The following is a 9,046-nucleotide window of genomic DNA, read 5'->3' as shown; positions in this document are numbered from 1 at the left end:
GCGGGCCGCTGGACGGTGCGCTGAAGGGGCGCGGTCGAGGCTCAGGCCTCGGTCGACTCGCCCTCGGTGTCGCTCTCCGCAGCCTCGGCGGACGGGGCGTCGTCCTCGACGACGGGCTCGCCGATGGTGCCGTCGGCCTGGAGGAGCTTGAGCTCGACGGCGTTGCCGGAGGCGTCCTTGACCTCGGAGCCCTCGACGAGGATCTGCAGCGCCTTGCCGCGGCGGATCTCCTGCACCAGCTCGGGCACGTGGTTGTGCTCGAACATGTGGTTGACGAACTCCTGCGGCTCCTGGCCCGACTGCTGCGCGCGACGGATCATGTGCTGGGTGAGCTCGGCCTGGTCGACGCCGATCTCCTCGGAGTCCGCGATCTCGTCGAGCAGGAACTGCGCGGCCACGGCGTCGCGGACCCGGCGCTCGAGGTCGGCCTCGAACTCCTCCTGGGTCTGCTTCTCCTCCTCGAGGAACTTCTCCAGCGTCATGCCGGCCATCTGCAGCTGCTGCTCCAGATTGGCGCGACGCGCGTTGAGCTCCTCGGTGACCATGGTCTCGGGCAGCGGCACCTCGACCTTCTCCAGCAGCGCCTCGAGGACGGCGTCGCGGGCGGCAGCGGCCTGCTCGAGGCGCTTGCCGCGGGTCAGGCGCTCGCGGACGTCGGCCTTGAGCTCGTCGAGGGTGTCGAACTCGCTCGCCTCCTGGGCGAAGTCGTCGTCGAGCTCGGGCAGCTCCTGCTCCTGCACCTGCTTGAGCACGACCTTCACGTCGACGTCCTGGCCGACGAGGTCGCCGCTGACGAGCTGGGTGACGAAGATCTTCTCGGCGCCGATCTCGAGGCCGACGAGGGCCTCGTCGAGGCCGTCGATCATGCCGCCGGAGCCGACCTTGTAGGAGAAGTCGGAGATCTCGGCGCCGTTGACGACCTCGCCGTCCTGGGTGGCGACGAGGTCGATGACCACGAAGTCGCCGTCGGCGGCGGCGCGCTCGACGTCGCTGAGGGTGCCGAAGCGCTCACGCAGCGCCTCGACCTGCTCGGCGACGTCGTCGTCGGAGACCACGAGGTCCTCGACCTCGGCGGTGAGGCCGTCGTAGGCCGGCAGGTCGATCGCGGGCTTGATGTCGACCTCGGCGGTGAACTCCAGGCCCTCGTTGTCCTCGAACTTGGTGACCTCGATCTCCGGCTGCGCCAGCGGGGTCAGCGAGTTCTCCTGCAGCGCCTCGACGTAGGCCTTCGGCAGCACCTCGTTGACGGCCTCGTCGAGGACGACGCCGCGGCCGACCTGGCGGTCGATGACCTGCGGCGGGACCTTGCCGCGGCGGAAGCCGGGGACGTTGATCTGCTTCGCGATCTTCTGGTACGCCGCGTCGAGGCTCGGCTTGAGCTCCTCGAAGGGCACCTCGACGGTCAGCTTGGCCCGGGTCGGGCTCAAGGTCTCGACGGCGCTCTTCACAGGTGTTCTCCTACTGGTCGGTGGGTGGTGCGCGGACGCGGGTCGCCCGCCCGTGATCGGTCTGATCACCATGCTCGGCCGCGCGCCTCGGTCGCGCCCCGAGGGCGCGACACATCAGCGTGCCGGATCCGACCGGCCAACGGTACCCGTGCGGAGCGCCCGAGCGGGCATCGGGCCGTACGCGCGAACAGGCCACCCACGCCGACCGGCGCCCACCGCCGAAGCGGTGGACGCCGGTGCGCAGCGCAGCGCCGCCGAGGCGCCCCGAGGTCGTTCAGCCCAGCCGGACGATCTGCAGGTAGGTGAGACCCTCGGTCGAGGTGTAGGCGTCCATCGAGCTGGAGGCCGCGACGGCCTGGATCTGCACGGTGTCGCCGGCCTTGAGGTAGACGGTCCGGGCCACGACGCTGTGCCCGCGGTAGGCGGTGTGCGACAGCACCGAGTCGTACGTCCCGATAGCGGCCGCGCCCGTGTTGGTGTTGCCCATCGCGTCGTTGACGTCGAGGTACAGGATCGGGAAGTTGCTGGAAAGCCCGCCGCTGGAGGTGACGCCGCGCGACTCGGCGCGGACCTCGTACCAACCCGCACCGCCGTTGCCGACCTTGAAGGTGGTGCCGTTGAAGGTGTTGCCGTTCGTGAGGGAGGCCCGCTGGTCGTTGGCCGCGCCGAAGCTCACCAGCGTCGAGGTGCTGCCGTCCACCCTGCTCGAGATCGGCTGGTTCGTGCTGGGCTTGGCATCGACCTGGACGCTCGGAGCACCCGCGGCGGCGGGCGTGTAGATCGCAGCCCAGGCGGTGCCGTCGGCCTTGTACACCGCGCCGCTGGTGGTGTCGAGGTACAGCGCCCCCAGCACGGGGTTCGTGCTCTGCGGGCTGGGCGCACCAGCACCGGTCACCCACGTCGTGCCACCGCCAGCCGAGGTGCCGTCGGCGCCCTTCGGACCCGCCGGACCGGTCAGGTTCGCGATCGGCGCACCCCACGCACCGGCAGCCTTCTTGAACACATCACCGTTCGACGTGCGCAGGTACAGATCACCGTCCACACCCTGCGAAGCCTCCGGCGCACCCGCACCGGTCAACCACACCGCACCGTCCGCACCGTTGGTCCCGTTAGTGCCGTTGGTCCCGTTGGTGCCGTTCGCGCCCTTCTCGCCGTTCTTGCCGTCGACACCGTCCTTGCCCGGGTCACCCTTCAGACCACGGATGTTGGTCAGCTTCGACCACAGACCCTTGCGCTTGAACACATCACCGGTCTCGGTGTCCAGGTAGAGGTCACCATCGGCACCCAGCGCCTCCGCCGGCGCACCCGCACCGGTGAACCACGACGCACCGTCGATACCCGCAACACCCTGCTCGCCGGTCGCGCCCTTCTCGCCCTTCTCGCCCTTGGCGCCACGCAGGTTCACCCGCTTGGTCCAGGCGTCGGGGGCGGTCTTCTGGTAGGCGTCGGCGGTCTCGGAGTCGAGGTACCAGTCACCCACCGCACCCAGGCTCGGCGACGGCGCACCCGCACCCGAGGACCAGACGGTGCCGTCCTTGCCGTCCCGACCGTCCTTGCCGGCGGCGCCCGTGTCGCCCTTCAGGCCCTGGTCGCCCTTCTCACCCTGGATGCCCTGAGCGCCGGTCTCACCCTTCTCACCCTGGATGCCCTGGATGCCCTGCACACCCTGGATGCCCTGGGCGCCGGTCAGGTCCACCACGAACCCCCAAGCACCCCCGACACGGGTGTAGACCTGAGAGGTCTCGGTGTCGAAGTACCAGTCACCATCGTTGGCATCCACCGACGTCGGCGCACCCGCACCCGAGAACCACGCACTGCCCGGAGCACCCGGAGCCGGCGTCGCCGGCGTCAGCGCCCGCAGGGTCGCACGGCTCAGGTCACGCGCCTCCAGGCTGCCGTCCACCACGATGCGGGAATTGACCGCGTTCGTCGCCAGATCACGGTTCGAGATCGACCGGTTCTTGATGTCCTCACCCGTGATCAACCGACCCGCCACCGCACCCGAGGAACCGGACACCAGCGCGAACACGATCACTCCCGCCGCCAGCGGCACCGGGCCGCCGCGCAGCATCTTGCGACGCAGGGCAGCGGCGCGACCCACCGAAGGGCTCTCGACGGACGACGACTCGACGGACTCAACAGGCTCGATGGGCATGCAACAACTCCTGGGAGGAAGAGGGAAGGACAGCGCGAGAAGACGGCACCTCGCCGTCCGCGCATCGCAGGGCCGCCGTTCCCGAGTCCGTCACGCGCTGCCGATGCCTTGACAACGCCCTCACCAAATCGGCGTTACGTCACCGAAACGAAATGAGCCCCTGGTCCCATCAGTTCAGGACCCCCGCCCGCTCACACCACTGAACGAATGTTCAGCCGATGGGGACGACGATGCCGCCCGCAGCGCCTCCCCGAGCCGCCGACAATTCCTCGGCCTCAGGTGCAGCACGACCGGGCCGGGCGGACGGGCGAGGGGCCGCGGCCGGAGCGACCGCGAGAGAGGTGGTCGGGGCGACAGGACTCGAACCTGCGGTCTCCTGCTCCCAAAGCAGGCGCGCTAGCCACTACGCTACGCCCCGTCGCGCGGCGAGTGGGCGAGCCCGCGCACCGCGCGTGGAGGGGATGACGGGAATCGAACCCGCGTAATCAGTTTGGAAGACTGAGGCTCTACCATTGAGCTACATCCCCGGCGTTCCGGCAGCCGATCTGGCCCGCCGAACCGGAGTCATCGTGCCACAGCGAGGCGGCCGCATCGCAACCCGGGGCCACCGCTCCCGCGACTCACGGCCGTCGAGGCCGCCAGTCACCCCCGCCGGTGGACGACGAGCAGCGCGCGGTCGTCGTCCGGGGAGCCGACGGCCGCCACCAGCCGCGCGGCCAGGCCGTCCCACGAGCCGCGGAGCAACGACTCGGCCTCCCCCATCATCTGGTCGATGCCGAGCTCGATGTCGCGACGCGGCTCCTCGACCATGCCGTCGGTGTAGAGCAGCAGCGCGTCGCCCGGCGCCAGGCGGCCTCGCAGCGGCTCGAAGTCGGCGTCCTCGAGCACACCGAGCACCTGGCCCTCGGCGCGCAGCACCTGCCACCGACCCGAGCCGGCGTGGCGCTGGACGGCGGGCGGGTGGCCGGCCGACCGGAGCTCGAAGGAACCGTCGGCGAGGTCGACCGAGAGGTGCACCGCGCTGGCGAACCCCTCCTCCCAGGAGCGCTGGAGCAGGTAGTCGTTGGCGGCGGGGAGGAACCCGCTCGGCGGCAGAGCGCCCACGAGACCGCCCATCGCACCCGAGAGCTGCAGAGCGCGGGTGCCCGCGGCCTCCCCCTTGCCGGAGACGTCGACGACGACGAGGTCGATGCGTCGTCCACGCTCGCCCAGGTTGGCCACGATGAAGTCGCCGGCGAACCCGGTGCCGCCGGCGGAGGCGATGGCCGACTCGACGGCCCATCCCTCGGGCAGGGGTGGGATCTGGCCCTGGGCCAGGATGCGGTCGCGCAGGTCGACGAGCATCGACTCCCCGCGCAGCCGGCTGACCGCGAGCCGGCCCGGCCCGCGGCCGACGCCGATGACGGTGAGGGTGAGCAGGTACATCGCCACGATCGCCGAGCCGGTGCGGGCGGTGATGTCGTCCTGCAGCAGGGTCGCGGCGGTGATGACGAGGAGCATGTAGAAGGCGTACGCCACCATCAGCCGGTTGCTGAGCAGCAGCACCGCGAGCACCAGCGGCACGAAGGCGCCGACCACCGGCACGGCCTCCGGATTGATGGCGATGCCCACCACGACGGCTGCCGAGAGCACCACGAGGCCCAGCGCGATGCCGCGATCTCCGCTCAGGCGGCGGCGCAGGTCCAGACTGCTGACCGCACTCACCGCGGTCACCGCCCCGCCCGGGAGCGGAACGCGGGCTGGCAGCGTGGGCACCAGAACAGATTGCGCCCACCGAGCACCTGCGTGCGCACCGACGCGCCGCAGACGAAGCACGGCCTCGACGCGCGGCGGTAGACGTAGACGTCGCCCGCGCAGTCGTGGGCGCCGCCGCGGTGCTCCTCACGGTCGTGCGCGTGCTCGGGACGCACCGTGTCGATGCGGTTCGCCGCGACGCCGTCGGCCATCAAACCGGCGAGGTCGTCCCACATCGCCTGCCACTGCGAGGCGCGCAGGGTGCGCCCGGGGCGGAGGGGGTCCAGGTGGTGACGGAACAGGACCTCGGCGCGGTAGACGTTGCCGACGCCAGCGAGCACCGACTGGTCCATCAGCAGCGTGCCGATGGGGGCGCTGCTGCGTGAGATCCGCGCCCAGGCACGATCCGGGTCGGCGTCCTCGCGCAGCGGGTCCGGGCCGAGCCGTGCGACGACCTCGTCGCGCTCGCCGGGCGTCGCGAGCGCGCAGCGCGCCGGACCGCGCAGGTCGGCCCACGCCGCCGTCCTCGTGGACGACGCGGGGCGCTCGAGCCGCAGGCGGACCTGCCCGACGGGGGCGGGCACCTCGTCGTCCACGGTGGGTGCGACGTCGATGGCGAACGTGCCGTACAGGCCGAGGTGCACGTGCACGAACCGCTCGTCCTCGAAGGCGATGAACAGCTGCTTGCCCCACGCCTCCGCGCCGAGCAGCAGATGGCGGTCGAGACCCGCGGCGGCCACGGCGAAGCGGCCCTGCGGGCTCGAGGCCCGCACGTGTCCGCCGGCGAACGTCGAGCTCAGGTCGTCGGCGAGGCGGTGGAGGGCATGGCCCTCAGGCATGAGCCTCAGGCATCGTCCCGGGCGGCTGCAGCACCGCCGAGCGCGGACTCCGGCAGCGGCGGAAGCTCGCCGGTGCGCTCGTAGTCGCCCATCTGGCCGATGCGGCGCACGTGGCGCTCGTCGCCGGGGAACGGGGTGGCCAGGAAGACCTCGACCAGGCGGGTCATCTCCTCGAGGGTGTGCATGCGACCGCCGACGGCCACCACCCACGCGTCGTTGTGCTCGCGGGCGAGGACCGCGGTCTCCTCCGACCACGCGAGCGCGGCGCGGATGCCGGGCACCTTGTTGGCCGCGATCTGCTCACCGTTGCCCGAGCCGCCGATGACGACACCGAGGCTCTGCTGACCCGCGTCGCGGTCGGCCTTCACGCCCTCAGCGGCCCGGAGGCAGAAGACCGGGTAGTCGTCGAGGGCGTCATAGACGAACGGGCCGTGGTCGACCGGCTCGTGGCCCAGCTCCGCGAGCCGCTCGATGAGGTGGGACTTGAGCTCGAGGCCGGCGTGGTCGCAGCCGAGGTGGACGCGCATGCCACCCATCCTTCCAGAGGTCAGGCCCGGTGCAGGCGGCGGGCGGCCTCGGCGATCGAGCCGCTGATCGAGGGGTAGACGGTGAAGGTCTGGGCGACCTGGTCGGCGGTGAGGCGCTCGGTGACGGCGATCGCGACCGGGTGGATGAGCTCGGAGGCGCGAGGGCCGACCACCACGCCGCCGAGGACGCTGCCCGAGCCGGGGGCGACGAAGAGCTTCACGAAGCCGTCGACGATGCCTTGCATCTTGGCGCGGGCGTTGGTGGCGAGCGGCTGGGTGATGACCTCGGCGAGCACCTCGCCGGCGTCCACCTGGCGCTGGGTCACGCCGACCGTGGCGATCTCGGGCGAGGTGAAGACGTTGGAGGCCACGACCGAGAGGTCGAGCGGTGCCACGGCGTCACCGAGCACGTGCGCCATGGCGATGCGCCCCTGCTGGGCGGCCACCGAGGCGAGCATGAGGACGCCGGTGCAGTCGCCGGCCGCGTAGACCCCCGGCACCGAGGTGCGCGAGACCCGGTCGACCTCGATGAAGCCGCCCTCGTTCAGCCGCACCCCCGCCTCCTCGAGGCCGATGCCGGCGGTGTTGGGCACCGACCCGAGGGCGAGGATGCAGTGCGAGCCGGCGACCTCGCGGCCGTCGGCGAGGGTGACGGTGACGACGTCGCCGTCGCGGGCCACCGAGGCCATCCGCGAGCGGCTGAGCACCGTCATGCCGCGACGGGTGAGGACGTCCTCCAGCACCTGGGCGGCGTCCTGGTCCTCGCCGGGCAGCACGCGGTCGCGCGAGGAGACGAGGCTCACCGGGATGCCCAGCGACTGGTAGGCGCTGGCGAACTCCGCACCGGTGACGCCCGAGCCGACGACGATGAGGTGGCTCGGCATCTCGTCGAGGTCGTAGACCTGCTCCCACGTCAGGATCCGCTCGCCGTCGGGCTGCGCGGTGGGCAGCGTGCGCGGCGCGGCGCCGGTGGCGATGAGCACGGCGTCGGCGTCGAAGGTCTCGGTGCCGCCGTCGGCGAGCTCGGCCACGACGCGGCCGGGGCCGTCGAGGCGGGCACGACCGGTGACCAGCCGCACGCCCTCGCGGGTGAGGCGGGTGGCGATGTCGTGCGACTGGGCAAGCGCCAGCAGCTTGACGCGATGGTTGACCTGCGCGAGCTCGACGGTGGGCGGGGCGACCGCGATGCCGAGGTCGGCGGCGCCCGCGAGGTCGGTCATCACCTCGGCGGTGGCGATGAGGGTCTTGCTGGGCACGCAGTCGGTGAGCACCGCGGAGCCGCCGAGGCCGTCGGTGTCGATCACGATCACCTCGGCGCCCAGCTGAGCCGCCACCAGGGCCGACTCGTAGCCGCCCGGACCACCACCGACGATCACGACGCGTGCCATGACCGCCATTCTTGCAGCCGAACGCCGCGCTCCCCGAACCGCCGGAGCAGTCGCCGTCGCTCAGCGCACGCGGTGGTCGACGAGCGCCCTGAGCGCCCGGTCGAGCACCTCGGACGACGTGGTGCCGCGCTCGCGGGCGACCCTCTCGAGCAGGAGCAGCTGGGCCTCGCTCAGGCTCACGGCGTCGCCCGACCCGGCGCCACCGCCCCCGGCCGCGGCCCGCTGACGTGCCCGGCCGAACGCCCCGAGCGCGATGAGCACGACCGAGCCGAGTGCGTCGAGGATGGCGACGATGCCGAGGACGCGCCAGTAGTCGTCGCCGGGGTCGGACCCGGTGAGGACCGGGCCGATGGTCATCGCGGCCACCAGCGAGGCGGCCAGGGCGCTCGCTCCGAGCAGCGCGCGGAGGCCCTCCGACACCTCGGGCCGCAGCACCCGCGAGATGAGCAGGGCCAGCTGCGCTGCGGTGAGGGCGAGGATCGCGGTGACCCCGAAGGTCTTCTCCACCGCTTCGAAGAGCGGATCGGAGCCGAAGTCCGCCCAGGTGAACAGCAGCGCGCATCCGGTGGCGATCGCGGACGAGACCCCGCCGACCACGCCGATCGGCGCGAACCGGTGGCCGGTCAGGCTGAGCAGGCACAGCACCACGGTGGCCTCGACGCCGGCGATGACGGTGGTGAGCAGTACCTGCAGCTCGGTCTCCCCGAAGGCCCCGGGGCTGAGCAAGGTGACGATCCCGAGCAGGGCGGCGAGGGAGAACGAGCCGACGACGACAGCGACGATGAGTCTGCGCAGATCCTTCATGGGGCCCAGCCTGGCGACGGCAGCACTCGCCGAGGTGTGCCCAGGTACTCAGACCGGGTGGTCCCTTCGGGCCGGTCGGCCGACGGCGCGTGGTCGCCGGACGAAGGCGACGGCCCCGCCGACCATGAGGTCGACGGGGCCGGCGATCGGG

At 71.9% G+C, this 9,046-nt stretch carries 7 protein-coding genes and 2 tRNA genes; all 9 read right to left on the bottom strand.

Annotated features, from left to right (window positions below; all coding sequences use genetic code 11):
- Positions 1–41: 41 nt before the first annotated feature.
- Positions 42–1,448 (bottom strand): trigger factor, encoded by a 1,407-nt coding sequence (tig, locus tag ACERUN_RS16060; protein WP_370291039.1) that lies wholly within the window; start codon positions 1,446–1,448, stop codon positions 42–44.
- 274 nt (positions 1,449–1,722) lie between these two features.
- Complete coding sequence (locus tag ACERUN_RS16055) at positions 1,723–3,603, bottom strand: hypothetical protein (RefSeq protein ID WP_370291038.1); 1,881 nt, start codon at positions 3,601–3,603, stop codon at positions 1,723–1,725.
- Between the two features lie 342 nt (positions 3,604–3,945).
- A tRNA-Pro gene (locus tag ACERUN_RS16050) sits at positions 3,946–4,021 on the bottom strand.
- Positions 4,022–4,056: 35 nt separating this feature from the next.
- Positions 4,057–4,130: transfer RNA gene (locus tag ACERUN_RS16045), tRNA-Gly, on the bottom strand.
- Between the two features lie 115 nt (positions 4,131–4,245).
- Entirely contained in the window at positions 4,246–5,358 is a 1,113-nt protein-coding gene (locus tag ACERUN_RS16040; RefSeq protein WP_370291037.1) for a PP2C family protein-serine/threonine phosphatase, read from the bottom strand.
- Entirely contained in the window at positions 5,313–6,176 is an 864-nt protein-coding gene (locus tag ACERUN_RS16035) for an Fpg/Nei family DNA glycosylase (RefSeq protein ID WP_370291036.1), read from the bottom strand. The genes ACERUN_RS16040 and ACERUN_RS16035 overlap by 46 nt, the downstream gene beginning before the upstream one ends.
- Before the next feature lie 5 nt (positions 6,177–6,181).
- On the bottom strand, positions 6,182–6,703 hold the full coding sequence (locus ACERUN_RS16030) for a ribose-5-phosphate isomerase (protein WP_370291035.1): 522 nt from the start codon (positions 6,701–6,703) through the stop codon (positions 6,182–6,184).
- A 20-nt stretch (positions 6,704–6,723) separates the two neighbouring features.
- On the bottom strand, positions 6,724–8,091 hold the full coding sequence (locus ACERUN_RS16025; protein WP_370291034.1) for an NAD(P)H-quinone dehydrogenase: 1,368 nt from the start codon (positions 8,089–8,091) through the stop codon (positions 6,724–6,726).
- A 60-nt stretch (positions 8,092–8,151) separates the two neighbouring features.
- Positions 8,152–8,895 (bottom strand): hypothetical protein, encoded by a 744-nt coding sequence (locus ACERUN_RS16020; protein ID WP_370291033.1) that lies wholly within the window; start codon positions 8,893–8,895, stop codon positions 8,152–8,154.
- Between the last annotated feature and the right edge of the window lie 151 nt (positions 8,896–9,046).

The organism is Nocardioides sp. (genome assembly GCF_964229035.1).
GTDB lineage: Bacteria > Actinomycetota > Actinomycetes > Propionibacteriales > Nocardioidaceae > Nocardioides.
The sequence above is the reverse complement of the archived record's forward strand: the minus strand, read 5'-3'. Positions and strand labels throughout refer to the sequence as shown.

Bases quoted from the DNA above. Each gene is read 5' to 3' on its own strand.
- ACERUN_RS16030 (WP_370291035.1), bottom strand. From the start codon at position 6,703: ATGCGCGTCCACCTCGGCTGCGACCACGCCGGCCTCGAGCTCAAGTCC.
- ACERUN_RS16035 (WP_370291036.1), bottom strand. From the start codon at position 6,176: ATGCCTGAGGGCCATGCCCTCCACCGCCTCGCCGACGACCTGAGCTCG.
- ACERUN_RS16025 (WP_370291034.1), bottom strand. From the start codon at position 8,091: ATGGCACGCGTCGTGATCGTCGGTGGTGGTCCGGGCGGCTACGAGTCG.
- ACERUN_RS16055 (WP_370291038.1), bottom strand. From the start codon at position 3,603: ATGCCCATCGAGCCTGTTGAGTCCGTCGAGTCGTCGTCCGTCGAGAGC.
- ACERUN_RS16020 (WP_370291033.1), bottom strand. From the start codon at position 8,895: ATGAAGGATCTGCGCAGACTCATCGTCGCTGTCGTCGTCGGCTCGTTC.